We start from the raw sequence: 24,715 nt of genomic DNA, 5'->3' as shown, positions 1-24,715 counted from the left end.
ATACTTTTGTTCCAGTTTCTAGGTAATTCTGATGGGTGATTCTAAGGCTATAAAGTTGCACCCAAAGTGCTAGCCTCAAAGAACAAGCTCTGAACTAGCACATTTGGAACAACTTATAGCCAAAGAATCACATCCATCAAAATTACCAATGAAACATTCCACAAAAATATATTACCCATTTCTAGTTGGGATATATTTCATAGTATAAATCTAACTTATAATTGGCTTATCTATATAGATGAACATATTAACAAATTTACTAAAACTTTAAGTTCATATCTTTACTAGAAATCATAAATATATTTGTGAAGAAAACATTTGAAAATGAGCTGTTAAAGGTTCTTAGCTGTAGGTTATTCCATTTTAGCTTGTCAAACTGAAAGTTGGAGCATGCTAAAGTGGATACAACCTGCTGCTTAGAACCTTCAGCGATATTTTCATAGCTTTTCGGAATCAAAATATTTATGATTTCGGTGAGTTATACGCATAAGTATATATTATAGTTGGGTTCTCTATATATTTACAAGGTTTATTGCTAAAACTTACTATGAATAGTATAATCTTTTTATGTCAAATACTTTAATTATATGAATGCAAACTGTAGTCTGCATTTAAGTAATAAGGGAATGGAGTGAAATTCTTCAACTACCCCAGTAACCGTGAAACTGACGAAATCAAAGGCATAATTAAAAATAACAAGTCCAATCTTTTATTTTTTGATTGTGTCTAACGTGCCACTGAGAAATTGGGAAGGCTTGAAATTAGGATGAAGTTAAGTCGGGATACCTTGATTTTATACACCGATAATATCCTCTGAGGGTGGGATATTAGGCACATGAAAATAAATTTCAAGTACAGATATAAGCGTTTTTCATCAGTCAAGATGGTAAATTGATCTCATAGCTGGTCTATTAGGTCAGTCTACTTCCGAAGGATAGTTGAAAATAAGCTGGTAAATGAACTTGTTATTTTTTGAATGTGACTTAAGTAATCATGCGTTTTATGAAAATAAGACTTATAAGTTTTATTATGATTTTTATAGGCATGTTTATTATGCGTCTATGCATACTCTCGATGGGTATGCTTTTTTTGTTACCCTTAAATACAATATATTTTAGGAGGGCATCATGAAACTAAAAAATAAATTTTTATCACTTTTTCTAATAGTTATATTAGCTATGAGTGCACTTTTCGGTTGTGGTAATAAGACTGCAACAATGACAGATAGAGAAGGTAACAGCTTTAAGCTTCCCGAAAAAGTAAACACTATAATATCTACAGCACCATCAAATACCGAAATATTAGTTGGACTGGGACTTTCAGATAAGCTAGTAGCTATAGACAAATATTCATCAGATGTGGATGGTATCAATAAAGATTTGCCTAAAATTGACTTTAAGAATCCAGATCCTGAAACTCTTGTGAGTTTAAAGCCTGACATAATAATAGCTTCAGGACATAATAAAACTGGGAGTGAAGACCCCTTTGCAGCTGTTAAAGAAGCTGGAATCCCTGTTGTATACATACCTACTAGTTCAAGCATAGAAGACCTTTATAAAGATATTGACTTTATATCAAAAATCACTGGCACTGAGAAAAAAGGTGATGAGATGACAGCTAATTTAAAGGATGAAATAAGTTCAATAAAGAAAATTGGAGATACCATTACTGATAAGAAAAATGTATATTTTGAAATAGGGTCAACTTCAGGTTTATATAGTTTTGGTAATAATACATTTTTAAATGAAATGATTGAAATTGTAGGCGCCAAAAATATCTTTGCAAATGAAAATTCGTGGATATCTCCAAGTCCTGAAGCTGTAGTAAAAGCCAATCCTGATGTAATACTTACAAATGAACCTACAAGTAATGCTATCAATAATATAAAGACTCGTGATGGTTTTCAAGAAGTTACTGCAATTAAAAATAATAAAGTCTTTGCTATTGATAATAATTCCTCTTCGAGGCCATCACAAAATATACTGAAAGCACTTAAACAAATAGCAAAAGCTATTTATCCTGAGGAATATGCAAATGTATAAAAAAATTATTATATTATTAATACCCTTAACATTTTTAATTCTATGTATCGGGACTTCTATTGGAAGTTCTGATACTAGCTTAATCCATATTGCATCGATAATTGGATATAAAGTTTTAGGAATTCCACTACTTAAAGAGATTAACCCTAATGATGTGGCGATAATTTGGAATTTAAGATTGCCTAGAGTTTTTTTAGCCTTTCTTGTAGGTAGTTCCTTATCAGTTAGTGGTGCTGTGGTTCAATCATTACTTAGAAATCCACTTGCTTCACCATATACCTTAGGAGTATCTTCTGGAGCTTCTCTTGGAGTTGGATTTCTTATAATATCTGGTTTTTCAATCCCTGTGCTCGGCAGGCTTACTCTTCCTTTAACAGGCTTTTTATGTGGGCTTTTGACTGTATTTATTATCATAAAATTTGCCTACAATGTTGATAAAAGCATGTCAACTTCAACTATAATTTTATCTGGTATGGTTTTTTCTTTATTTTGCAGTGCAATACTTACAACAGTAACGGCCTTATATAGTGAAGATATAAAAAGCATAGCACTTTGGGAAATGGGTTCCTTTTCCATGAAGGGATGGTCATATGTACAAATGGGAATTCCCTTTTTTATAATTGGAATAATAGGTGTTATGCGCTACTGCACTGAAATGGATATATTATCTTTTGGTGAAGATCAAGCAAAATCAGTTGGAGTAGATGTTAATACCATAAAGACTCGACTTCTTATTTTCTCTGCTATATTAACAGGTTCTGCTGTAGCCTTAAGTGGAATTATTGGTTTTGTGGATTTAATAATTCCTCACTTAGTAAGAAGAATCATTGGAGCAAAGCATAAATATGTAATTCCAGTCTGTATAATTTTAGGCGGCTGTTTTATGGTGATTACTGATTTAGTAGCAAGAATAATTATAATACCATCAGAATTGCCAATTGGCGCTATTACTGCTCTGATTGGAGCTCCATTTTTTGCATACATATATTTTAATAAGGCACATGAAAGAAAATAATAAATCAAAGTAGGTGATGATTTTGTTAGAACTTAAGAATTTTTCTTGTGGATATGACAAAATAGATATCATAAAAAATATTGCCTTTAAAGCTAAAAGAGGAGAAATTCTTTGCATAGTTGGTCCAAATGGATGTGGAAAAAGTACACTTTTAAAAGCTATAGGCAGACTCATTGAATATAAAGGAACACTAACATTTGATTCAAAGGATATAAAAAATTTACCTGTGAAGGAATTTGCGAAACACGTTGCACTTATGACTCAAAGTAACAATGTTTACTTTCCTTACACAGTTTATGAAACTGTTGCTTTAGGAAGATATGCTTATTTAAAAGGAGCTTTATCATCTTTAAGTAAGGAAGATGATTTAATCATAATAGATGCTATAAAAAGTGTTGGCCTTATAGATTCAAAAGATAAACTTATAAGCGAATTATCTGGCGGCCAGCTTCAACGGGTCTTCATAGCAAAAGCCTTTGCCCAAGATCCAGAAATTATTTTATTAGATGAACCAACAAATCATCTTGATTTAAAGTATCAAATTGAGATTCTAGAATATTTAAGCCTTTGGGCAAAAGAAAATAATAAAATCGTAATAGCTGTATTACATGATTTAAATTTATCTAATTTATTTGGTGAGAAAATTATATTACTAAGCAATGGCGAGATAGTCAGCCAAGGTACACCTAAAGAAGTATTTCTAGAAGATAACTTAAGAAATGTATATAATATAGATGTGAAAAAATTCATGCTTAATGCTTTAAAGCAGTGGCAATAAGGTATATCTGTAAAAGAAGTGAATTAATTGAATGCTTATTTTCTAATTAGATAGTATAGATATCTAATAAATATTAACTGACACATATACGCGCCCCTTTATTGGGGCATTTTTTACGCTAAACATTAGTATTGAGGATCTAAAGCTACTTCAAGTGTTCCGTATAAGGTTTGAAATGTTTCTTCTGGTGGTATGGCTTTTATCTCCATACTTAACGAATACCTTATAATGGAACAATCTATCCGCTTTCAATTAAATTCATTACAATATGTTTTAAATCCAATGCAATATGTTTAAAAATTTATAATTCTATAAATCCAATTTTTTTATAAAGATTTACAGCACCTGCATTATCAGGGTGTACATATAAAATCAAATCATCGTATCCTAAATTCATTAACACATTTATGCTCTTTTTCAAAAGATTACTTGCCATCCCCAGTTTCAAATATTTCTTAACTGTAAATAACTCTGAAACAAATGGTTTTTCTTTAAACAAACTTATAAGAATTACAGCAGCAATTTCCCCATTTTGTTTAATTTGAAATGAAGCATCGGGAATAAATATGCCAAAAGTACTTTCAACAATACTATAAATCTCCTTATTTAACTCTTCTATTGTTTCGCCATTGAAGTCTACTGTATCTTTAAATGCGTCTAACATAGAAACTGATAATCCATCTATATCATTAGAATCTATCTTATCAAATGTATAAATTCCTTCAAGTTCTTGTGGTACAAGTTTGCAAATCATACCTATTCTTTCACTCATATATTATTCTCCTAATTTTTTTCTTATTTTGTCCTATATGAAACTTATATTGTAAATTATAATATATTTTCTAATATCACATTATTCAATTTCCAAAGAAGCTTTTTATAATTACTTAGTCAAATCTACATATTATAGTTTAAATTTGCCACCATCCTGACACATTGGACTATTATAATAAGATTATAGATCTTACAAAAACTTTTTTTCATAAATTTTTTCCCCTATAAATATAAATCAAAGAGTAACATTCATATCCCCGTTATGACATGTTGCTCTTTATTTCATTTCAAGTAATTATTAAACTCATACATGATTTAGTGATATTAAATAGCTAAAAATCACAAATTCAATTCTTCCATACAGTGCAATTTCATAGTCTATCATCCATTATCTTAATTTATAACGTCAGAAATCAGCTTATTTATATAATTTTAAATTGTCTCCTTGATTTTCAATCCACAAGCTTAAAAGTTCTTTTAGATCCTCAACCTTTTCCTTATCTGTAGCACCTTCATTAGATTCGAGTTTTTCAACAACTTTAAACTCGAAGGCACTTTCCCCATAAGCTGACCAATCTTCCTTTAATTTTTTAGATTTAGCTCTCCCCAAATTCAGCTGAAATTTGATTGATTCAAAGGGCTTATATAAATTTGTACATATATCCACGAAAGAATATCCATTAACTGTATTATATATTTGAATTATTCCCATTTCTATTTCTTGTTGTTTATAATTATTTATTATCTCTTTTTTACTCATTTTATCCATAATAACTTCCTCACATTTCTTATAATATTTACTTCCATCATCATTTCTTCCCAAGTATCCATAGTCCACTAAGTATCTTCGTATTATTGCATCATCTTCGTAAATAGGCTTAATAATTCTTTTTACTTCAGCTTCCGTATACTCTTTATTTGGTTCAAACAAGTTAGCAAACCTTGGTAATAATGCTTTTCTTTTCTCTTCTTTAGCTGGAAAGTTTCTAAGTTTTGGATTGGCTATTTTACTATTCCCATCGTCAGCTAACTCTATAGCTGCCAAGAAAGCTCTTGCTTGTCTCGCCCTCTCTCTTAGCGCAAACCTCATATTTCTTACTGTTGATTCTGCACATCCAAGCTTAATTCCAATTTCTTTATTACTATACTTATTTGACACCATTTCTAAAAGCTCTTTTTGAATTTCAGTAAGTCCAGTATATTTCTTATCAAGCATTAGTACTCTATCTATAGGGCTCCCATGCTCTGCTGTATGAGTGCTTATGTCACTACTATTTTTACCAGTATATTTCCCACATATTAAACAAATAAATTCTGCTTTTTTGCTATCCCATATGTAACCCCTTTTAAAATCATCAATAGTTGCATCACGAATAACCTCTTTCACTTTCTTCTCCTTGTCTATTAATTTAATAGACATTTTATCATTTTAATATATATATGTCAATTTTACTGTTTAAAATTGGTTAATAAAATATCTTATAAATATCTCATTAACCAACTTTCAAAGAATATTCTATAGGTTACTAAATAAAGCTAACTTATGGTCAGCACTATTTTATTAAACATTATATATTTAAATGATTTATTGTTATTATTAAATTTCAAATGCATAGAAGTTCGTAAAGAGAGATATGATGAATTTTACAAAAGAAGTTTTTAGCGTTAGCGTTGTAGTGACTGAACATCAAATAAATTAAAAAAGAGCTAACTATCTATTATTTATCAGCTCTTACTTAGGTATTTTTTATATTCTATGTTCTTCATTGTTAAATAAAACCACTTTATTTCTTCCAGTATTTTTGGCTTGATATAGTGCTGTGTCAGCCATTTCAAGCAAATTATCAATTTGAGTTGTCGTATTAGGATATGATGCTATTCCGATTGAAATTGTAATTTTTATAAATTTATTATCTGAAATATAAAAATCATTATCTTCAACCTTCTCCCTTAATCTTTCCGCAATCTTAGCGGCTTTAGAGTCTGAACAATCTAATAATATTATAGAAAACTCTTCCCCTCCCATTCTAGATACAACATCATAATCCCTGCATGTATCAAGAAGGATTAAGGCTAAACTCTTTAAAATAGTATCCCCTGCATTATGCCCATAAGTATCATTTATTTTCTTAAAAAAATCAATATCTATAAACAACATAGATAGCTCTTCTTCTTTTCGTACAGCCCTCTGAGAAATATTATTGAAACTATTGTCAAATTCCCTTACATTATTCAAGCCAGTTAAATAATCTTTTGTTGCCTCATTTCTTAACTTTTGATAAATTCTAACTGTTTCAAATATGTAGTCTGCGTATTTAATTGAGATATACGATACTATTAAATATCCAGAAAAGTATAAACTCACTGCTTGAAAAACAAATTTAACATTTTGAGGTACTGTAAATGATGAAATAACTGATGCTATAACAAAGAAGATCATGGAATAAATATATTTACGTTTTTTTGATATCTTTAATAAAGAAATAATCCCAAATCCGATCCCCATAGCTAAAGCAATTGCTGATCCAATTAGTGATATATTAGACACTCCCAAAATTAAAGATCTAAAAATAGCTATCAGAATGGAAGCAATAATTGAAGAGAAAAACCCACTATAAATAGCAGAAAATAAAATTGGTATGTACCTAAAATCAATAAAAGCATCTGGCGTAATATGTACACTGTTTATCATCAGTATCACACCTAATATCCCGCTATAAAGTCCCCATAAAAACTTACTTTTCAATGACATATCTTCAAAAATTCTTTTATTTCTAAGAAGATGCTGAGCAATACTCATAAACGCTATTAAAATACATGCATTTTGAAAAAACTCAAGAACCATAATTTATAACCCCTTTTTCATAAATTTATACTTGCTCATCCAACAAATTTAATATTTCTAAAATCCCCCATTATAGATATCAAACTTTAAAACTACATTTACGTGATAACTTACCGAAATCATAAATATTTTGATTCCTAAAAGCTATGAAAATATATTTATGATTTCTAGTGAATATATGCACTTAAAGTTTTAGCAACTTTGTAAATTGTTCATCTAATAAGTCTAATTCTTAAATTGTTTATATATATAGATAAGCCAATTATAAGTTAGATTTATACTATGAAATATATCCCAACTAGAAATGGGTAATATATTTTTGTGGAATGTTTCATTGGTAATTTTGATGGATGTGATTCTTTGGCTATAAGTTGTTCCAAATGTGCTAGTTCAAAGCTTGTTCTTTGATGCTAGCGCTTTGGGTGCAACTTTATAGCCTTAGAATCACCCATCATAATTACCCACAAACTGGAACAAAAGTATATTATTCATTTCGGTGAGGTATACGCATAAGTATAGTTATAGTTGGTTTATCTATATTTAATTCTCAAAATCAATTCTATATGTTGTAATAATAAATTTACATTGAAAATTCCAATTAGGCAAGGCCTAAGTTAAGACCAAAATGTAGAAATGGGTTCAACCTTCCACTTAGAATTATCCAGCGAAAATTTCACTAGTCCGCTGGAACAAATTTGTATCTAATTTCGGTTCTGCCACATATAAATATGATTTTAAATTGGATAACTATATTAAAGGTTACTGAAATTATAAGTAATACAAAACTTTTCTATTATATACTTCTTTAAATATCTTATTTATGATTTATCAAATTACCAAAAATATATAAAATATTAATGTGAATATTATAAGGCTGGTAAAATTATATGTGGTAAATTTAAGCATATATTTTTTCCCATCATATTCCTTAGCATAAAATTTATACGATATTAAGCTTGCAAGCGAGGCAATAATTGTTCCCATTCCTCCGATGTTTACACCGACTAATATCTCTTTCCAAGAATTTGTGAATTTTGATAGCAAAATTGCACAAGGAAGATTACTAATTAACTGACTAAAAAATATCGAATAAAAGTATACACTTGTACTATTTGTTAATGCTTTCTTCATTAATTCATCTATAGTTGTCATATTAGATAAATTTCCTATCGCTATGAAAAAGCACACAAAAGTAAGTAATAAAAAATAGTCTACTTCCTTAAAGAGCTTTTTTTCTATAACAAAACTAATAATTAAAGTTATTATAAAAGCAACTCTATAATCAACTATATTGAAAACTGAAAGTAATATAAAAATAAACAAACTACAATAAATAATTGCGCTTTTTTTATCTTTAATTTCTATTTTATCTAAATCATATTCCAAATTTACATTTGAGATCCTGCGATTGAGAACAAGTAACCATATTGCACCAATTATCACAAAAAATATTGTATCCCTAAAAAAATCTAACATTCCAACATCAAAAAAAGAAAATAAATATAAGTTCTGTGGATTTCCCATTGGAGTAAGACTACTACCAATATTCACAGCTAAAGTTTCTAAAATTATTATTTTCATTGGGTTAAACTTCGCTTTTTGAGCAATAATCATAGTAAGCGGTACAAAAGTTATTAAAGCCACATCATTTGTTATAAACATTGAAGAAAAAAAACATAGAGATGTTAATATTAATGAAACCATTCTAAGGTTTTTATGTTTTATTAATATTTCAACTGCTATCTTATCTAATAATTTTAACTTTTCAAAGGCAATTATTACTATCATAAGATTAAACATTAATATTAGTACCTCAAAATTTATATACTCTATTTCGGGCATAGAAATCAGAGACGTACCTAGTGCCAAAAATAATGATATAGTAAAAACTATTTCTGTTTTTAAAATTGATATAGCTTTATTCCAAAGCTGTTTTATATTCATAAATTCCTCCCGACACTTATTTCTAGATTAACTAGAATCTTGTTAATCTTAAGCAAATTACAACTAAACACTCACTTTTATTCACATGCTGACGACATACATTCCAATAAACCCCATAAGTGCATAATTGCATGAAAAAGCTTGTCCGTTTGTACTAGTAACAAGTTAAGTATTTCTTCTTACCCCTGTATATTAATCCCAGCGAACATACTTTAGTATTATAGCATATTTTACAAATATCACATTACACGATTTTAAAAGAGTATTTATTATTTACTACGCTAAATCTTTCATATAAAAGTTTCTATCTCTAATGTCATAATAGCTAGGCATCAAATAAATTAATAAAAGAGCTGACTATGTATTGTTTATCAGCTCTTACTTAGGTATTTTTTATATTTTATGTTTCTAATTATTTTATCCAACCTATAATTAAGAAATAAGGACACTAATATACTCCACAGAATATCTCCTAATGGATAAAAGAAATATTACTTTTTCTTATCTTTTTCTATTTTGTGTCTCTCTACAAACCTTCCCATTAGGAATGCAATTACGCCAACTCCAATACCTGTCTGCACGCAGAAAAGCAGGCTCTCCACCTCTCCTGGCAATTCTCCACCAATCCAAGTTTCCATAACTGGCTTAAACCATGGCTTGTACTCAGTACCTGTAATTTCAGAAACTACTTTACTTCCAGCATCGTCAGAACCACCAAATTCAGCGCCTCTTAATGTGAATAATGGAATAACAGCAATTAATGCCGCAATAATTAGCAGAATTATAACTGTTTTCTTAGTCTTTGACATTAATTTTCTCCTCCCTTCACTAATCCAAGGCCTGTTAATTCAGATTTTGCATATGTTTCAAGGCCAATTATAATAACAACTGTCAAAATACCTTCTATAACTGCAAGTGGAACTTGAGTTGGTGCAAATACTGCAAGGAATTTAGCTGCCGATACAATAAATCCGCCGTTTTCAGATGGATATGCAAGTGCAAGCTGGATACTTGTTACACAATAAGTGAATAAATCTCCAATTGATGCAGCTAAGAAAATGCCTACATATTTATTAACTTTTAAAGCCTTACATAATCTATATATTCCATAGGAAACAAATGGCCCTGCAATAGCCATAGAAAATGTATTAGCACCCAGAGTAGTGATTCCCCCATGAGCAAGCAGTATTGCCTGGAAAATAAGTACAATGATTCCTAAGATACTAACAGCGCTTGGCCCAAATAATATTGCACCAAGTCCAGTACCAGTCATGTGTGAACAGCTTCCTGTTACTGATGGTATCTTTAAAGATGAAAGTACAAAAACAAATGCTCCCGCCATAGCCAAAATGGTAATTGCCCTACGATTTTCAGCCAATGTCTTCTTAATTGATAAATAGCCTATGGCTATGAATGGAATGCAAATAGCACCCCATATAATGCAAAATTGTGGCGGAAGGTAACCTTCCATAATGTGCATTGCATTTGCTACTGGAGCTACTCCAAAAATCAAAGCAAATGCTGCCGCTAGAGCGACAATTCTCTTTTCTTTCTTATTCATTTTTCTCCTCCTCAATAAAACTTTAATATTTCTAATATTAAAGTCTAAATAATAAAATAATATAAATTCCTATTTGTAATATGGCTGCTTTTTTTATATGCAAAATGATCTTATTTGCAGGAAAGTTCCGTATTGCAGCATAGCCGTTCTTTTTGTAAGTGCATAGCTGCTTTATATATATGTGTGGAAATTTCTATTTTTAAAGCATTTCTTTAAATTCTTTTATACTTTTAGGATATGATTTTATATCCTTTAAAATATTTTTTTCTATAAGAGATTCGTAAACTTCTAACAACGTTGGTTGTTTCAAATTTGCTTGTTTTAAAATTTCCATGTTTGTAAAAATCTCTATAGGCGACCCATCTGCAATGATTTTCCCCTCATTAAAAACAAGAACTCTTTCAGCCCATCTATATGTAAAATCCACATCATGCGTAGATATTAACATTGTCTTTCCTTCTGTCCCAAGTTTCAATAAAACGTCTTCTAACATCATTGCATTTAATGGATCTAGAGCTGCTGTTGGTTCATCAAAAATTATAATTTCTGACTTCATTGCGATAATGTCAGCAATACTTACACGCTTCTTTTCTCCACCACTTAAATAATGAGGTGGACGATCCTTTAAATGAGAAATATTCATATATTCTAATGCTTCATCCACCCGTTTTAATACTTCATCTTTTGGTAGTTTCAAATTCATAGGTCCAAATCCAACTTCTGCTCTAACTGTAGATGCAATAATTTGATTATCAGCATCTTGAAACACTATTCCTATGTTTTTTCTAAGTTCCTTTAAATTCTTTTTATTTATAACAGTATCTCTATAGATGATTTTTCCTTGTTCTGGGGTAAGCACCCCATCTACATTTAAGAAGAATGTGGATTTTCCTGAGCCATTAGAACCAATGACAGCTATTTTCTCACCTTCATAAATATCTACATTTACCCCATTTAATGCAAACTTTCCATTTCCATAATCATAATGGAGATCTTCAATTTTTAATATTAATTTTCTCATAATCGTTCCTTTCTAAGCACATGAAGATACGTAACAAATTTAAAACTCTTCTTGTATGCAGAGCATAACCTCTCTTTCTAAAAAATGTTCTTATATAAAACATAACTACGCTTTCTAGATAAATGATCTTATGTGTAGCATAGCTACTTTTTTTTAAGGTGTATATTTTTCTTTGAGCTAGGCAAGGATGCAAGTGGATTTATTATTTTTTGAATGTGCCTTACCTTGTAAAACACCAAATTAAAACCAAAAACATTATAAATACTGCTGCTAAGACAATCTGCATAACTTCTACATTTTTATCTTCCTCTAAAAATACCAGGTCCCCATCATAACATCGTGATTCCATTGCATCATAATAAGCATTTGCTTTCCTAAGTGAAATAATAAGCATGTTACTTGCAATACTCCCAAATGTATAGCATGAAGTTTTAAAATCACAATAACCTTGACGTGATTTTGCAGAGCTTTTCATTTTTGTAAATACATCCATTAAGATAAATATATAACGATAAATAAGACTCATTAATTCTACAATAAGCTTTGGTACATGCGCCTTTCTAAGTACATAAATAATCTCAGAAGTTGGAGTCGATAAGGTCATCATCTGCAGAGCACTTATAGCTGCAAAAATCTTCAAAATTAAAAACACCATTTTCTTAAGCTGAGCTGTTGAAGTAAAGACATAGCCAAACCCAAGGTATAAATTGTACTGTCCTATTGGCTGCTTTGAAAAATCAATAGCAATAGTAAAAGTACTGAGTAAAATAAAGGTAATTGGAATTGCCAATATTGACAGGTATTCAGCTGCTGGAATTTTCCCTTTAATAACTGTAAGATAAGCCATTGCAATTATCACGGTAGCAGATACATATGGATTGTTAAATACAATGCATAGAACAAGCATCAAAATTGATAAATAAACTTTAAATTCAGCATTCCAATGTCTGATTTTTGAAGCATAAGCATAGAAATCAATTGAATATCCTTCTCCATGTTTATGTCTAATTTTATGATTATGATGGGGAACTCCCTTCCTATTATCATTCATATTTTGATGTTTCCATATAAATACTAATAAGAAAATAGCCACCAGAAACACAGCACATAAAATAATTATTTTTTCCATACCTCATCTCCTTCGATTTTCTATCTATATATGTTGCAATTCACAATGCACATTTCACAATTCACAATTACAGCTAAAATTCTTGCAATACTCTTATAATTATGATGAAGAATTATTTTTGCAATATATATATATTTGCTTATGTACAAATTAACAATTAAAGTTTGCTAGTTATATATGCGTGCTATGGCATAATATGTGATTTATTATAGCTTGTCTGTAATTCTCATATATTTTTCTGCAAAATAAAAAGTCCTTCTAACAAAAGTGTTAAAAAGACATAATAACAAAACATATTTATTCATATAAAATATGTAAATAAATTTTCATTAAAACGCCCCCTCTATCACTCGTAGAGTTTAGTCACATTAAAAAGATAACAATTCGATATAATAGCTTATTTACTATCATACTTTATCGTCACATGCACATAATAATCCTCTATGAGATGCATCTATCTCATCATCTGACGAAAAATTATACATCGCTTAGACTTGCTATTTTCTTTAATGTGCCCTTTGGTGCAAAACATAGGCAGGTCTTCTGACTTAAGAATCATCATTTAAATACGCCTTCCCTATTTTTAAGTGGCATCCAATGTATTTAAACTCCTCTAATACAGCTACGGGATAGTTTAGGAATTTCACCTAATTCCCTTTTAATTAATTAAAAATCGTTTTAAAATTCAATTAAGTTGATTTTAATTAAACCTATATTTTATTTATAAAATTTTTCTAATTTACATTTATATTCATAACCATAACATTTTTAGTAAAAAAAATCAATTCAATTCTCTACTGTATAGATAAACAATATATAACTTAGACTCATGCGTATACATCACCGAAATGAATAATATACTTTTGTTCCAGTTTCTAGGTAATTATGATGGGTGATTCTAAGACTATAAAGTTGCACCCAAAGTGCTGGCTTCAAAGAACAAGCGCTCACGGAGAAAGTTCTGCTTACCAAATGTAAAATTTGGAGCATCACTTTTTGGACTAGCACATTTGGAATAGTTCAAAGGAAACTCGACTCACTTCGTTCACTGACTAATTTCAATTGACCAAATCATAGATTTGGAATTTCAATTAAGAATCACATCCATCAAAATTACAAATGAAACATTCCATATTATGACCCTTGTGGTTACAAAAGTATATCGCTCATTTCTGGTTGAAGGATATTTCATAGTGTTATCTATGGAATAAACTAACTTCAAAACTAAATTTATGTGGTAACGTACTGAAATCATAAATATTTTATTCCGAAAAGCTATGAAAATATCGCTGAAGGTTCTAAGCAGCAGGTTGTATACACTTATACCAGAAATACATATATTTTTATAACCTCAAGAGCCATAATATTCAGAAAATGTTTGAAGATGCATCTTATATATAAAGTATAAAATAAAATTTTTATCAAATAATATTATAGAAATAAGATTAAGGAGTGATTAATATGAAACATAACGAAAGCATTGGATGTTCTGTAGCAGATTGCAAATATCATTGTAAAGAAGACGATTACTGCACTTTAGACAAAATTAAAGTAGGTACTCATGAATCTAGTCCTAAAAGTGTAGAATGTACTGATTGTCAGTCTTTCGAATTGCACTAATAAAGAATCTATATTTTAACTACAGATTTTTTTTTAACCTAAGAAAATAATATTATTATTAAATTCTTACTGAAAATAGAGATAGCATTCCTGGGTGTTCGCTATCTCTATTTCTTTGCTAAATAATAGAGATATTCTAAATATTCCTTCCTAATTTATCTTCATTTGCATTTCTTAATAGTATTTTTTAATATAAAAATCATCGTGTTCAATTATGCAAAATAATACGTATTAATTACCATTTCTTATGGCCCATTTAAAAATAAAATGCAGCCAACTCAATGACTGCATTCCTTATATATAATTTTTTCTTTTGCAATGGATTTATATTATTTTATCATACTACTATAAAAAGTTCTATATTATCTATCAATCAATTCTTTCTTAACATATTCATTAATAGTATATTCTTCACCTTCAAATATCTCTGTCAAGTGTAGTATTATTTCTTGTTCTTCTTCTGGAAGATCTCTTATTGTATCTTTGATTGTATCTATAGTCACATCTTTCATAAAATAAAATCACCACCTTGATGTTATTATGAGATATTATATTACATGAATCCAAAATAATCCATAGTATAAATACTGGAAATTTGCTAATGCTATAAATGCTAATCTTTTATAGCTTGGCAGGTTGCCTAAAGACAGTAAATTAATTAATAGTTTACTGTCTTTTGTTCTTTTTTTAGGCCTGCTTAATATACTTATAATAGCTGAATATCTTTTGTATCATATATACCTAAGGGATTATATATCATGTATAATCCCTCCTCGTAAAAAACTTATCAAACATAGATTTGTTAATTACATATACTGCCACAATAAATTAAGCTTCCTATATTAATTTATTATCTTTTCTATTTTGTAACATTTCTCTTGTTCTACAATATATTAATTAATATAATTGACATTTTCTCAATGCACATTATTTCTTAAAAGAAATAAACAGAAAATATTATCACCTTTCATGTTTATTTTTTAATATAAAAAAGCAGTAGTTGGTGACCTCCTGACTACTGCTTTTGTAAATAGAAAACAGAATTTATAAGTAAAATATGTACAAGATCAGCAGCTGCAAGCTACGTCTACTCACTACAATATTATATTTATATCTAAGTAACGCCCATTACATATCATTTAATTTGCTGTCACAACAATAGAGTTGTACTTCCCATCCTTCTAAAGGTGGATCTACTACATAATTTTCGTCAACATAACTTCTTATAAATTGCGCAGCTCTCTTCTCAGCATATTTTGCATTTAGCACATTACCGTCATCGTCCATTTCAATTACGTTAGCAAAGATTGCATATGCTTGTTCCATAGCACTTGGTTCTTCAAATATACACGAATAATCAATCCCCTCTAACAACGGATAACCTACAGTTCCATTTGCAATCCAAAATGAAAAAGTTCTTAATGCTCCACTAAATGAATGACTTAATTTTTTCAAACAAATACCTCCTCCTTACACATGATCAATTCATATATTCATTGTTTATATATAGATAACCCAACTAAGACCTGAACTTATGCATATAACTCGCCGAAATGAATAATATATAACTTAGACTTATGTAATAACTTACCGAAAGTAAAAACATTGTTATTTCACAGGACTATGAAAATTTCGCTGAAGGTTCTAATCATCCAGTTGTATTCAATTTCGGCTTATATCCACATAAGTTCACCTCTCATTGATGAACCATATAACCTCTATAAATAAATTATAATATACATTGTTTCTTTACCTGATAATTAATATATTCTTTGAGTTTTATTTCAATTTATTAAATTTTTAATCTGCATTACTGTTAAACCTGTTTTTTCTGCTATGACTTCTGCATCTAAAATATCCATAAGCTTTTTAGCTATGTTTATTCTTTCTTCCATTCTCCCCTGATTTTTAGCTTCATTTATTTTATCTCTTTCAAATTGTTTTTCAGTCTCTTTACTTCTCCAAAATGATATTGCTTCTGAATCAGTGCTCATATATTCAATTCCCTTTTGTGTTATTTTAACTTCCATTTCTCTCATTATCCCAAATTTCCCTTTGTATTCTAACATTCCAGACTTAGTGAGTTCTCCTATCCTCCAAAATATATAGTCATCAGAAATTTTCTCTTCACTATATCCCATTACACTTCCAACAATTCTTGCACATTTTCTAAATTCATTTTCTGTATACTTCAATATATTTATATCAAAATAATCTTCACTTACAGCTTGTACCTTGCCATCCTTAAAAATACGAAGTATTGAATTATTATCTTTTAATGATTCCCACTGATTAATTAAATCATGATATTCTTTATATTCAATTTTTCTTCTTATTTTTATAAATTCTTTTAGCTTCTCAGTAATAATTTCTGCTACCGCTCTATATGTATATATGATACTGTTGCCCTCATAAATCTTCTCCGAAACATTTATAAAATAAATATTCTCTATTTTATTCTTCAATAATTCTAAAGCATACATCATTCCACATATATCACTACAGCATTCCCCATACCATAGATAAATTACATCTATATCCTTAATGTTTGAAATTTCTTTATAAAATTGCTTATAAGATCTTTTAAGATAATCAATTTCTTCCAAACGAATTCTTTCATCCTCTTTATTAATACTATCTACCCACTTTAATCTCTCACTTAAGTTTATGCCATTTTGGATTGTTCCAATGGAAATATCATCAGGAAACACTATAACTTTTTTCCCTTCAAATAATTTTTTCTTTTTAACAGCATGTTTCAAACTGCCTCCCGCTGATTGCGAAAAGCATATATGTATAATACTCTCCATACTCCACCTCTAATAATTCAATATTAATTTTAAATATATGTGTTGTAATAATAAACTTACATTTAAAATCCTAATAGGTAATGTTATTATTCCTATCAAGTCAAATTCTTAATTAAAATAAAAATATACCAAGTTCACTTACAACATATATAATTTATTTTTGATGAGAACATAAAACTATGTTAAGACCAATAATATCCCGCGCTATTCACCATCTTTTAATATCCATTCCACTAGCCTTAAACCCGCATTTTTCAAGCATATTCTGAAGAATATATATTCTTCTCTGGTAATATTCTAAAGAATACATATTCTTCGGAATAAATATGGTAAAGAATATTAGAAAATTCTCTATTTTTTGCATATATCCTAAGTGAGCTAAGTGAAAATCAAAAGGTAATCTTCCAAGTATTATATCACAAGAAATAATATTCCCAAAAGTAATACTTTAGAAATAATTTCTTAGAAGTATTTAATTACATCAATAACACTTTGATCTTTGTATTTTAGTGTTCTGAGTATTTATTGACCATAAAATAATAACGTTATATAATCAGGCTATGGTTAAAGTGTTATTAAAAATTAGTGTCATAAGTGAACAAATATACTAGATATTTTTAAGTACTAACTTGTGGACTTTTCTCTTGAATGTGACCATGTGAATTAAGTTTAACTGATAATATTTTTTATAAGGAGATTATTATGGACTATATAAAATCTAATAAAGAGGCCTGGGAAGAAGCATTTGAACGCCGAGCAAAAGGTTGGTCTGAGGATGTATACGAAAGTTTACAAAACGAAACCTATCCATTCCTTAAGAAAGAATTGATTGAGGAATTACTTGAATTTGATTTTACTAATAAGACAGTAAGCCAATTCTGCTGTAATAATGGTAGAGAGTTGTTATCAATAATGAAGTTTGGTGCTAAACAAGGTGTTGGTTTTGATATCGCTGAAAACATGGTTTCATTTGCCAACGAAACTGCAAAAAAAGCAAAAACTAATTGCTTGTTTATAGCAACAAACATTCTTGATATTGATGAGAAATTCAATAATAGTTTCGATTTTATTTTCATAACTATTGGTGCTTTAATATGGTTTAAAGACTTGAATTTACTATTTGATAAAGTGTCCCTCTGCTTAAAATCTGGAGGAATATTAGTAATTAACGAAACCCATCCAGTTACAAACATGCTTGCTGCTTCAGGAGAAAATAATTATGATAAAGAAGTACCAAACAAGCTAGTTAATTCCTATTTTAAGGAGGACCCATGGATAGAAAATAGTGGTATGTGCTACATGAGCGAACAGTCATACAAATCAAAAACTTTTTATAGTTATTCCCATACTTTTTCGGATATTGTGAATTCATTAAGTTCTAACAAAATTGTTATTTCAAAACTTCGTGAATTTCAATACGATATGTCCACATCCTTTGCTAACTTAAACAATCTCGGTATACCTCTATCGTATATTCTCATAGCTAAAAAGCTAGATTAAATCATTAGTTTTCTAATCGATTAGCAATACTATGTAATAATAAACTCTTACTTTTTTCCAGTCGTGACTAGAGACAATAGATTAAACTTTCTGTATTAATTTATTGTCTTTTTTATGTTTGTAACATTTCTCTTACTCTACAGTATATTAATTAATATACTGGCATTCTCTCCATGCCATATTAATTTTTTTGATAGATAAACAGAAAATATTATCACCTTTCACTTTTATTTCTTAGTATAAAAGCAGTAGTTAGAAACCTCTTAACTACTGCTTCATTTATTTTATTTAATTATAACTGTATTAGTAATTTAATGTTTTTCAATTATATAATCCATTGTAACTATAATTTTATTTGAATATCTTAATTTTAAATATTATTGTTTGATTCTAACATTTTTTATCTTCTGGTACATTAGTAGGATCTTCAATTAGAGTAGTGAAAAAATAATCATGTTGATGTCCATCTGCAACTGTTGTCCTACCTTTTACTAAATGAATGTGTTTTCCACCTGGAAGATAAATAGCTGGACCAGTAGTGTCACAAATCTCGTGAAAATGATCACCAAAAGTATCTGTAAACTCAGCTACTTTATGGATATGAGTCTTTCCATATTTAATTGGAGGACCAGTCACACCAGCAATACGATGATTGTGCAATTCACCTTCATCATCTTCCTTATAATCTGTGCTTGATTCAAATTCATGATTATGCTTTTTTATCCTGTAACTTTTTTCATCATAATCCTCTTTATCGTTATAATCACATTTATTTTTATCGTAATTATAATAATTGTTTCCCATTTTCTTTTCTCCTTCGTTATTTATTATAAATCATTACAATGATACTTTCCTAATTTTATATTATGCTAATTCACATAATTTGCTATTGATTTTACAAAAAAAATGAAAGGTAGACTAAGTATTTCTACCTAATCTACCTTCACTAAACAGAGTATATGCAATTTAGTAATAATTATTATATAATGCTGATTTGATTCGTAGACGATTTTCTATCAATAACTATAATTACTCTATCTACATCTATATTTTATATTGTAGCTGTTATTCTTAATTTATTGCCTAAGAATTTAAAATGAATATAAAACCACACTAGCTCCAACCCCGCATTTTTCAAGCATATTCTGAAGAATATATTTTCTTCTATGGTAATATTCTAAAGAATATATATCAAATCACTTGTTTTTTCATATTTCAAATCCTGTCTTGTCCTCTTCTGTAATTTCTCTAATTACTTTACATGGTACACCCGCAGCAATTACATTGGCTGGAATGCTTTTTGTAACAACGCTACCAGATCCTATAATTGTATTATCTCCAATTGTTACCCCTTGATTTATATTAACGCCTGCTCCAATCCATACATTACTGCCTATGTTTACAGGTTTTGCATAACAACCTCCTGCTACTCGTTCTTTTGCATATGTTGCATGATTAGATGTATAAATTCCAACTCTTGGACCAAACAAAACATTATCCCCTATGTTTATCCCCCCACCATCTAACATTACGCAATCGAAATTGGCATAAAAATTATCTCCAATTGTAATATTAAAACCAAATTCACATCGAAATGTTGGTTCAAAGTGGACTCCTCTTCCAATACCTTTCAGTAACCTTTTTAATATTTCTTCTCTTTCATGCTGAGGCTTACCAAAACTATTATTATATTCATTTGTAAGAAATACAGTTTTTTCTCTTGCCTCAATCAATTCTGTTGTTAAATCATTATACATTTTACCAGATAAAATTAATTGTCTCTGTTCTTCTAAATTCATAATACCCTCCAACCATACTTTAGGATTTTTTTAATATTCTTAATTATCAAATAACAAGCTAGCTAAATGCTTTGCTTGCTTCCCACCAATCTTAAGTCCCTTGACACAATAATGACAGTAAGCGACCACTTTATCAGTAGTAATATTTTGGCAATGTTCACGCATCAACCTCTCTTGCTCTTCACTTGTTGTAGGAATAAATTTTCCATCTGCATTTTCAACAAATCGTTTCGGTGCCAACTTCAAATTTCGTTTTGGCGCTGGTGCATGCAAAGATACTCCGCAGAACTGTGTTCTTTCATAGTTCTCATCTTGCTCCACAATATCTACATTCATTTTCTTCAATAATCCACGGACAGCATCTTGCTCTGAACGGTTATCATAAGAACGCCAACAATCTTGTAATGTCATTTTTTCATGTGAATAATCTGGGAACTTAAATTCTTCATCATTCAAAATAAGTTCCCAAAGCGAAATCCTCTTTACTTCCTTCATAGTTTCTTGAAAAATAGCAGCACAATTATGACAAACATATACCATTGTACTATCCTCCGAAAACTCCTTATAATGTGGAGTAGCTCTCCAACGTGGCTGCATCCATTCCGGCATATCAGCCGTAAATTCCTCTACCTTATAGTTTCGAACACAGCACCTTATAATAGGCATATCAAATCTCTGTTTTAAATAGTCTTGAATTTTTGCGCTAAGTTCTGGTTCTTCTCTTGTAAAAGCACAGCTTGCCACATAAGTATAGTTTTCAGTATTCATAATAAAATCCCCTCCATTTATTGAAACAATCTTTATTATATTTGAATAATAAATCTTAACAATTCTAAGATTGTACTAATTTCATTATTAAAATCCAAATGACTCTAAATCTTATTATCTCTCAAATTTCATGATATAGTATTGCTTCCCATCTTAAGTAAATTATAACATATATTATTTTTTGTGAAATATATTCTATAATGATTAATCCATCAAATTGATTTTTCTTTTGATTAGCATATTTTTCAACCTATCACTCTAAAAATACAACTTACAAAGCTAGCTTTGCATCTCACTTCAAATCTATTGAATAGTGAAATTTGCTGACATATACTATAAATATAAAGCAAGGAGGGACGTGGAAATGAAAATTATTATTGAAAATATCCCTGCTGGATCGGAACCAGAAATAATAATAAAATGTAACGAGCCTGACGAATCATTACTACAATTAATTTATTCTCTCAAATCATCTTCAAAAAAGCTTATTGGATTTACAGATTTACAAATGCATATTATCAATCCTAAAGATGTATTTTATTTTGAATCTGTAGATAATAAAGTCTTCATCTACTGTAAGCAAAAAATTTTCCAATCAAGACTTAAGCTCTACGAAATTGAGTCTGAATATGAGAACAGTGATTTTTTTAGAGCATCAAAGTCAACAATTATTAATATTTCTAAAATAGAATCTGTCAGCCCGATTTTCTATGGCAAATTTGAAGCATTACTACAAAATGGAGAAAAGATATTCATTTCAAGACAATATGTTCCTGTATTTAAGAAAAAATTGGGATTATAAATAAGGAGGTTATACTATGAAATTTATTGGTTATTTAAAAAATTCTTTAAAAGATTTCTTTATATCTAGCGGATTCCTAATGATCCTTATTACGACGATTTCAGCGATTTATTCAAAGGAAACAATTGAAACTTCACAACTTTTTCAAATTATGTTATTCTCATTGGCGTATGTATTTTTCAAATTGGCTTTTATAAACAAAAACGATATTAATAAAAAAGTTCGACTAATTACTTTTAATGTTTTCTTAACTCTCTCAGAATTAATGATTTTATTATGGCTGTTGTTTTTTAGCCCAGGTAAGGTTATGAATATTAATTTACTTCTAGCATATATCTTTGCATTAGTTATAGTAAAATTTTTAGTTTATACTATGATGAGCATAAATGGCGAAAGGGAAGCAAAGCTTATAAATAAAAAATTAATTCAATACAAAAGCGAAAAAGATTAATAATATTTTTATCATTTATGTATATTATTTTAAAATTATGCTAATAATTAAAATACGTTTCCTATTTTCAATAAATAAAGAGATAGCCTTATTATCATTCACATGATCTTATGCTATCTCTTATTTTTGTTATCTAGTAAATTTACTAAACAATAAATATTCTTTTAACAATTAACGACAATTAATGTTTCTTACACAATCTAAAGCTTTTTGCTTTGTATTTTCGCATGCTTCCCTTGCTCCCTGCTCGTATCCTTTACAGTATCCATCTTCACGTCCAGCTTCCACACCATCACAATACCCTTTATTACGTCCTTGATTATACGCATCTTCCAATGCATCTTTTCCAGGGTAATCCATTCTTGGACAGCACTCGGCATCGTCGCTAAGAGTTCCTTCGCAATTAATAGTATACATTATTCCAAGATCATCACAATCACAGCACTCTTTGTTACTCATCTTTTTCTCCTCCGTAATGAATAATAAAATTAAACATTTATATTTAACAGTGTAAATTTATTTTTATATCTATTTCTTCATAGCATAGTTACACTATCATTAAGTTATGGTACATAAGAATCTCTCTACAATTCCATACTATGTATTAATTTATGATTTGCTATAAAAGAAATAATGAAAATATCAATTATCTTACTAATTTTTATCACATTTTTATTGCCAGATAATATACTAATGGAGTGGATATATTTTCATTATTAATTCTTAATCTCATACTAATGTATGATATAAAACATTGTGTTTCCTAAAAGACAAAAGCAGTAGTTAGGACCTCCCTCTCTACTGCTTATTTTATTAGAATTCCTCGTAAACTCTAGGATCTTGATTAGTTGTACGACCATCTTCACGAGAAAGTCCAGAAATGATTTTCATTTCATCTTCTGATAATTCAAAATCAAAAATATTAAGATTATCTAATTGATGCTCTTTTGATGATGCTTTTGGAAGTGGAATTGCCCCTAATTGTATATGCCAACGTAAAATTACTTGTGAAATAGATTTTTTATGTGCTTCAGCAATTCCAGCAATTTTCTCGTCTTTTAACATACTATTACCTCTTCCAAGAGGGCTCCAAGATTCTGTAAGTATACCATGTTCTTTGTTACAAGCACGTTGTTCTTCTTGATTGAAATAAGGATGAAGCTCAATTTGATTAATACTAGGAGCTACACCAGTTTCTTTTATTAAAGTCTGTAAATGTTCTGGCATGAAATTGCAAACACCTATTGATCTAATTAACCCTCTTTTCTTTAATTCAATCATTGCCTGCCAAGCTTCAACATATAAATTAATTCTTGGATTAGGCCAATGAATAAGATATAAATCATAATAATCTAATCCAGCTCTAAATAATGATTCTTCAACTGTATTAATGGCTTCTTTATATGAATGATGACGACCAGGCAATTTAGAAGTAATTATAAGTTTTTCTCTTGGAACAGAGCTTTTCCTTACTGCTTCACCAACTGCACCTTCATTTTCATAATTAAATGCTGAATCAATTAATCTATATCCTAAATCAATTGCCTCTTTAATCCTATTAGCTCCGTCTATACCATTTAGACTGTATGTCCCAAAGCCAATGCTTGGCACTTTAAGTCCATCATTTAATGAATATTCCGTAATGTTTTCTACCATAAATTATCAATCTCCTTTAAGTTTCCAATATTCTCATAAAATTTAATAATAACCTGTATTGCAATTATATTTTAACGTTTACTTTATTATAGCATATCTTTGATTCTTTACAAAAAAATGGAGAGCATAAAATTATTTTCACGCCATTGAGATTATTTTATATCTATATTTCTAATATCCATGTAGATTTTATTTTTGGT

General features: G+C 29.3%; 23 protein-coding genes and 2 riboswitches. Of the genes, 7 read left to right on the top strand and 16 right to left on the bottom strand.

Annotated features, from left to right (window positions below):
• Window positions 1-582 precede the first annotated feature (582 nt).
• Window positions 583-804, top strand: a riboswitch (cobalamin riboswitch).
• A 323-nt stretch (window positions 805-1,127) separates the two neighbouring features.
• The 3 genes from L3B96_RS07725 to L3B96_RS07715 are packed head-to-tail and all read left to right on the top strand — an operon-like array spanning window position 1,128 to window position 3,835.
• Complete coding sequence (locus tag L3B96_RS07725; protein ID WP_238859994.1) at window positions 1,128-2,042, top strand: ABC transporter substrate-binding protein; 915 nt, start codon at window positions 1,128-1,130, stop codon at window positions 2,040-2,042.
• Complete coding sequence (locus L3B96_RS07720; RefSeq protein WP_238859964.1) at window positions 2,035-3,057, top strand: iron ABC transporter permease; 1,023 nt, start codon at window positions 2,035-2,037, stop codon at window positions 3,055-3,057. Before L3B96_RS07725 ends, L3B96_RS07720 begins: the two co-directional genes overlap by 8 nt.
• A 22-nt stretch (window positions 3,058-3,079) precedes the next feature.
• Window positions 3,080-3,835, top strand: coding sequence for an ABC transporter ATP-binding protein (locus L3B96_RS07715; RefSeq protein ID WP_238859962.1), 756 nt, complete (start codon window positions 3,080-3,082; stop codon window positions 3,833-3,835).
• Window positions 3,836-4,136: 301 nt separating this feature from the next.
• Here the strand turns inward: L3B96_RS07715 and L3B96_RS07710 are convergent, their stop codons facing one another.
• From L3B96_RS07710 to cbiQ, 8 genes are all read right to left on the bottom strand, one after another.
• Window positions 4,137-4,607 (bottom strand): GNAT family N-acetyltransferase, encoded by a 471-nt coding sequence (locus L3B96_RS07710; protein ID WP_238859960.1) that lies wholly within the window; start codon window positions 4,605-4,607, stop codon window positions 4,137-4,139.
• Window positions 4,608-5,027: 420 nt separating this feature from the next.
• Window positions 5,028-5,996, bottom strand: a complete 969-nt coding sequence (locus tag L3B96_RS07705; protein WP_238859958.1) for a DUF2087 domain-containing protein — start codon at window positions 5,994-5,996, stop codon at window positions 5,028-5,030.
• A gap of 360 nt (window positions 5,997-6,356) precedes the next feature.
• Complete coding sequence (locus tag L3B96_RS07700; protein ID WP_238859956.1) at window positions 6,357-7,454, bottom strand: diguanylate cyclase; 1,098 nt, start codon at window positions 7,452-7,454, stop codon at window positions 6,357-6,359.
• Between the two features lie 828 nt (window positions 7,455-8,282).
• A complete protein-coding gene (locus L3B96_RS07695) occupies window positions 8,283-9,398 on the bottom strand; it encodes an SLC13 family permease (protein ID WP_238859946.1) in 1,116 nt (371 codons plus the stop codon).
• A 491-nt stretch (window positions 9,399-9,889) separates the two neighbouring features.
• Window positions 9,890-10,207 carry a cobalt transport protein CbiN gene (locus L3B96_RS07690; protein ID WP_012059874.1) on the bottom strand — a complete coding sequence of 106 codons (318 nt, stop codon included), beginning with the start codon at window positions 10,205-10,207 and terminating at the stop codon, window positions 9,890-9,892.
• The gene (locus L3B96_RS07685; RefSeq protein ID WP_238859944.1) at window positions 10,207-10,959 is read right to left on the bottom strand and encodes an energy-coupling factor ABC transporter permease; all 753 of its coding nucleotides are present in this window, start codon (window positions 10,957-10,959) and stop codon (window positions 10,207-10,209) included. The genes L3B96_RS07690 and L3B96_RS07685 overlap by 1 nt, the downstream gene beginning before the upstream one ends.
• Before the next feature lie 199 nt (window positions 10,960-11,158).
• Window positions 11,159-11,980, bottom strand: coding sequence for an energy-coupling factor ABC transporter ATP-binding protein (locus tag L3B96_RS07680; RefSeq protein ID WP_238859942.1), 822 nt, complete (start codon window positions 11,978-11,980; stop codon window positions 11,159-11,161).
• A 220-nt stretch (window positions 11,981-12,200) separates the two neighbouring features.
• Complete coding sequence (gene cbiQ / locus L3B96_RS07675; RefSeq protein ID WP_238859940.1) at window positions 12,201-13,109, bottom strand: cobalt ECF transporter T component CbiQ; 909 nt, start codon at window positions 13,107-13,109, stop codon at window positions 12,201-12,203.
• A gap of 515 nt (window positions 13,110-13,624) precedes the next feature.
• A riboswitch (cobalamin riboswitch) is annotated at window positions 13,625-13,802 on the bottom strand.
• Between the two features lie 768 nt (window positions 13,803-14,570).
• Between cbiQ and L3B96_RS07670 the strand changes: the two genes are divergently transcribed.
• On the top strand, window positions 14,571-14,729 hold the full coding sequence (locus L3B96_RS07670) for a DUF1540 domain-containing protein (RefSeq protein ID WP_023974593.1): 159 nt from the start codon (window positions 14,571-14,573) through the stop codon (window positions 14,727-14,729).
• 362 nt (window positions 14,730-15,091) lie between these two features.
• Here the strand turns inward: L3B96_RS07670 and L3B96_RS07665 are convergent, their stop codons facing one another.
• The 3 genes from L3B96_RS07665 to L3B96_RS07655 all read right to left on the bottom strand — a co-directional run bounded on the left by L3B96_RS07665 (window position 15,092) and on the right by L3B96_RS07655 (window position 17,539).
• Window positions 15,092-15,241 carry a hypothetical protein gene (locus tag L3B96_RS07665; protein ID WP_012059879.1) on the bottom strand — a complete coding sequence of 50 codons (150 nt, stop codon included), beginning with the start codon at window positions 15,239-15,241 and terminating at the stop codon, window positions 15,092-15,094.
• Between the two features lie 616 nt (window positions 15,242-15,857).
• A complete protein-coding gene (locus L3B96_RS07660) occupies window positions 15,858-16,184 on the bottom strand; it encodes a hypothetical protein (RefSeq protein WP_077856595.1) in 327 nt (108 codons plus the stop codon).
• Between the two features lie 329 nt (window positions 16,185-16,513).
• Window positions 16,514-17,539 (bottom strand): DUF1835 domain-containing protein, encoded by a 1,026-nt coding sequence (locus L3B96_RS07655; protein WP_238859938.1) that lies wholly within the window; start codon window positions 17,537-17,539, stop codon window positions 16,514-16,516.
• Between the two features lie 702 nt (window positions 17,540-18,241).
• Here L3B96_RS07655 and L3B96_RS07650 point away from each other — a divergent pair.
• Window positions 18,242-19,039, top strand: coding sequence for a methyltransferase domain-containing protein (locus tag L3B96_RS07650; protein ID WP_238859937.1), 798 nt, complete (start codon window positions 18,242-18,244; stop codon window positions 19,037-19,039).
• A gap of 390 nt (window positions 19,040-19,429) precedes the next feature.
• Here L3B96_RS07650 and L3B96_RS07645 read toward each other — a convergent pair whose 3' ends face one another.
• The 3 genes from L3B96_RS07645 to L3B96_RS07635 all read right to left on the bottom strand — a co-directional run bounded on the left by L3B96_RS07645 (window position 19,430) and on the right by L3B96_RS07635 (window position 21,606).
• Window positions 19,430-19,843 (bottom strand): YmaF family protein, encoded by a 414-nt coding sequence (locus tag L3B96_RS07645; protein ID WP_238859935.1) that lies wholly within the window; start codon window positions 19,841-19,843, stop codon window positions 19,430-19,432.
• 404 nt (window positions 19,844-20,247) lie between these two features.
• On the bottom strand, window positions 20,248-20,838 hold the full coding sequence (locus L3B96_RS07640) for a sugar O-acetyltransferase (protein WP_077868778.1): 591 nt from the start codon (window positions 20,836-20,838) through the stop codon (window positions 20,248-20,250).
• A 39-nt stretch (window positions 20,839-20,877) separates the two neighbouring features.
• Window positions 20,878-21,606 carry a hypothetical protein gene (locus tag L3B96_RS07635; protein ID WP_238859933.1) on the bottom strand — a complete coding sequence of 243 codons (729 nt, stop codon included), beginning with the start codon at window positions 21,604-21,606 and terminating at the stop codon, window positions 20,878-20,880.
• 364 nt (window positions 21,607-21,970) lie between these two features.
• Between L3B96_RS07635 and L3B96_RS07630 the strand changes: the two genes are divergently transcribed.
• Together L3B96_RS07630 and L3B96_RS07625 are read left to right on the top strand one after the other, a co-directional pair.
• The gene (locus L3B96_RS07630) at window positions 21,971-22,408 is read left to right on the top strand and encodes a LytTR family DNA-binding domain-containing protein (protein ID WP_041898677.1); all 438 of its coding nucleotides are present in this window, start codon (window positions 21,971-21,973) and stop codon (window positions 22,406-22,408) included.
• A gap of 16 nt (window positions 22,409-22,424) precedes the next feature.
• The gene (locus L3B96_RS07625; RefSeq protein WP_023974599.1) at window positions 22,425-22,859 is read left to right on the top strand and encodes a DUF3021 family protein; all 435 of its coding nucleotides are present in this window, start codon (window positions 22,425-22,427) and stop codon (window positions 22,857-22,859) included.
• A gap of 171 nt (window positions 22,860-23,030) precedes the next feature.
• Here the strand turns inward: L3B96_RS07625 and L3B96_RS07620 are convergent, their stop codons facing one another.
• Both L3B96_RS07620 and L3B96_RS07615 read right to left on the bottom strand, forming a co-directional pair.
• Window positions 23,031-23,318: a hypothetical protein gene (locus tag L3B96_RS07620; RefSeq protein ID WP_012059888.1), complete on the bottom strand. Its 288-nt coding sequence runs from the start codon at window positions 23,316-23,318 to the stop codon at window positions 23,031-23,033.
• A 354-nt stretch (window positions 23,319-23,672) separates the two neighbouring features.
• Window positions 23,673-24,515 carry an aldo/keto reductase gene (locus L3B96_RS07615; protein ID WP_238859931.1) on the bottom strand — a complete coding sequence of 281 codons (843 nt, stop codon included), beginning with the start codon at window positions 24,513-24,515 and terminating at the stop codon, window positions 23,673-23,675.
• Window positions 24,516-24,715: the final 200 nt, after the last annotated feature.

It is taken from the genome of Clostridium sp. YIM B02569, assembly GCF_022320765.1.
Classification (GTDB): Bacteria; Bacillota; Clostridia; order Clostridiales; family Clostridiaceae; genus Clostridium; species Clostridium beijerinckii.
Note: the sequence above shows the minus strand (reverse complement) of the source record. Positions and strands in the feature narration are given on the sequence as shown.

What these genes read in the sequence shown, in the direction of transcription:
- L3B96_RS07725 (WP_238859994.1), top strand. Translation starts at nt 1,128, where the DNA reads ATGAAACTAAAAAATAAATTTTTATCACTTTTTCTAATAGTTATATTA.
- L3B96_RS07720 (WP_238859964.1), top strand. Translation starts at nt 2,035, where the DNA reads ATGTATAAAAAAATTATTATATTATTAATACCCTTAACATTTTTAATT.
- L3B96_RS07710 (WP_238859960.1), bottom strand. Translation starts at nt 4,607, where the DNA reads ATGAGTGAAAGAATAGGTATGATTTGCAAACTTGTACCACAAGAACTT.
- L3B96_RS07700 (WP_238859956.1), bottom strand. Translation starts at nt 7,454, where the DNA reads ATGGTTCTTGAGTTTTTTCAAAATGCATGTATTTTAATAGCGTTTATG.
- L3B96_RS07695 (WP_238859946.1), bottom strand. Translation starts at nt 9,398, where the DNA reads ATGAATATAAAACAGCTTTGGAATAAAGCTATATCAATTTTAAAAACA.
- L3B96_RS07690 (WP_012059874.1), bottom strand. Translation starts at nt 10,207, where the DNA reads ATGTCAAAGACTAAGAAAACAGTTATAATTCTGCTAATTATTGCGGCA.
- L3B96_RS07685 (WP_238859944.1), bottom strand. Translation starts at nt 10,959, where the DNA reads ATGAATAAGAAAGAAAAGAGAATTGTCGCTCTAGCGGCAGCATTTGCT.
- L3B96_RS07680 (WP_238859942.1), bottom strand. Translation starts at nt 11,980, where the DNA reads ATGAGAAAATTAATATTAAAAATTGAAGATCTCCATTATGATTATGGA.
- cbiQ (WP_238859940.1), bottom strand. Translation starts at nt 13,109, where the DNA reads ATGGAAAAAATAATTATTTTATGTGCTGTGTTTCTGGTGGCTATTTTC.
- L3B96_RS07670 (WP_023974593.1), top strand. Translation starts at nt 14,571, where the DNA reads ATGAAACATAACGAAAGCATTGGATGTTCTGTAGCAGATTGCAAATAT.
- L3B96_RS07665 (WP_012059879.1), bottom strand. Translation starts at nt 15,241, where the DNA reads ATGAAAGATGTGACTATAGATACAATCAAAGATACAATAAGAGATCTT.
- L3B96_RS07655 (WP_238859938.1), bottom strand. Translation starts at nt 17,539, where the DNA reads ATGGAGAGTATTATACATATATGCTTTTCGCAATCAGCGGGAGGCAGT.
- L3B96_RS07650 (WP_238859937.1), top strand. Translation starts at nt 18,242, where the DNA reads ATGGACTATATAAAATCTAATAAAGAGGCCTGGGAAGAAGCATTTGAA.
- L3B96_RS07645 (WP_238859935.1), bottom strand. Translation starts at nt 19,843, where the DNA reads ATGGGAAACAATTATTATAATTACGATAAAAATAAATGTGATTATAAC.
- L3B96_RS07640 (WP_077868778.1), bottom strand. Translation starts at nt 20,838, where the DNA reads ATGAATTTAGAAGAACAGAGACAATTAATTTTATCTGGTAAAATGTAT.
- L3B96_RS07635 (WP_238859933.1), bottom strand. Translation starts at nt 21,606, where the DNA reads ATGAATACTGAAAACTATACTTATGTGGCAAGCTGTGCTTTTACAAGA.
- L3B96_RS07630 (WP_041898677.1), top strand. Translation starts at nt 21,971, where the DNA reads ATGAAAATTATTATTGAAAATATCCCTGCTGGATCGGAACCAGAAATA.
- L3B96_RS07625 (WP_023974599.1), top strand. Translation starts at nt 22,425, where the DNA reads ATGAAATTTATTGGTTATTTAAAAAATTCTTTAAAAGATTTCTTTATA.
- L3B96_RS07620 (WP_012059888.1), bottom strand. Translation starts at nt 23,318, where the DNA reads ATGAGTAACAAAGAGTGCTGTGATTGTGATGATCTTGGAATAATGTAT.
- L3B96_RS07615 (WP_238859931.1), bottom strand. Translation starts at nt 24,515, where the DNA reads ATGGTAGAAAACATTACGGAATATTCATTAAATGATGGACTTAAAGTG.